This is a genomic window from Variovorax sp. KBW07, assembly GCF_003852515.1.
In the GTDB taxonomy this organism is placed as follows: Bacteria; Pseudomonadota; Gammaproteobacteria; order Burkholderiales; family Burkholderiaceae_C; genus Variovorax.
In genome coordinates this window covers 1-740 of record NZ_QAJK01000245.1, presented here as the reverse complement: position 1 = coordinate 740, position 740 = coordinate 1, and the positions used below count along the sequence as shown (strand labels likewise).

The 740-nt window shown below is 62.8% G+C and carries 1 protein-coding gene; it reads right to left on the bottom strand.

Translation table 11 applies throughout. From position 1 onward, the window contains the following. The coding region (locus DBV14_RS32815; protein WP_148092465.1) for a bifunctional 2-polyprenyl-6-hydroxyphenol methylase/3-demethylubiquinol 3-O-methyltransferase UbiG at positions 1 to 740 on the bottom strand (740 nt) is incomplete at both ends.

Sequence of the window (740 nt, the reverse complement as noted above, 5' to 3'; positions counted from 1 at the left end):
GTTCCGCGTTCGCACAGCAGGAAGATGCTGGAGCACAGGTCCGGGTAGACCTGTCCGAGCTGGTAGCAGCCTTCCAGGTACTCCTTGGAGATGATGTCGGTCTTGAGCAGCCGGTCCCACTGGAAGTTGGCCAGCGCCTTGAAAAAGATCCCGCTGCGATGCACCACCCGCAGCCCCGCCGCAACCGCGTCACGCTCCAGCGTGTCCAGCGAATAGGTGCACTGGTGGCCGTGCTGCGCCTCTGCTGGCGTGACCGCCGCATTGTGGGTGATCAGCCCCATCTTCACCGCGATCTGCCGCGAAGGCGCGTTCGCGTTCGGGCACACCAGAAAGAAGCGCCCGTCGTCGCTCAGCCACTCGTCGTTGATCCGCTTGAGCACCTTGACCGGATCGTCCAGGTGCTCCAGCACGTGCGTGAGCACGATGTTGTCGTAACGGTGCGGCAGCGTCGCATCCTCGAAGCGCGAATGAATGAACTGCGCCTTGTCGCCCAGCCGCTTCTTCGCCTCGTTGAGCGCCACTTCGGAGGCCTCCACGCAGGTCACGTCATCGAAGCGCGCCACCAGGCGCCGCGTGAAATCACCCTTGAAGCTGCCCAGCTCCAGCACCTTGCCCGGCCGGATGAACGGCTCGAACGACCGCAGCATGTACGGATGCATCACGTCGAAGTCGAAGCCATACGCATACTGGTGGTCGGCCGCGTCCGAGATCTCTTTGTCGTAGTTGCGTTCTGTGCTCAT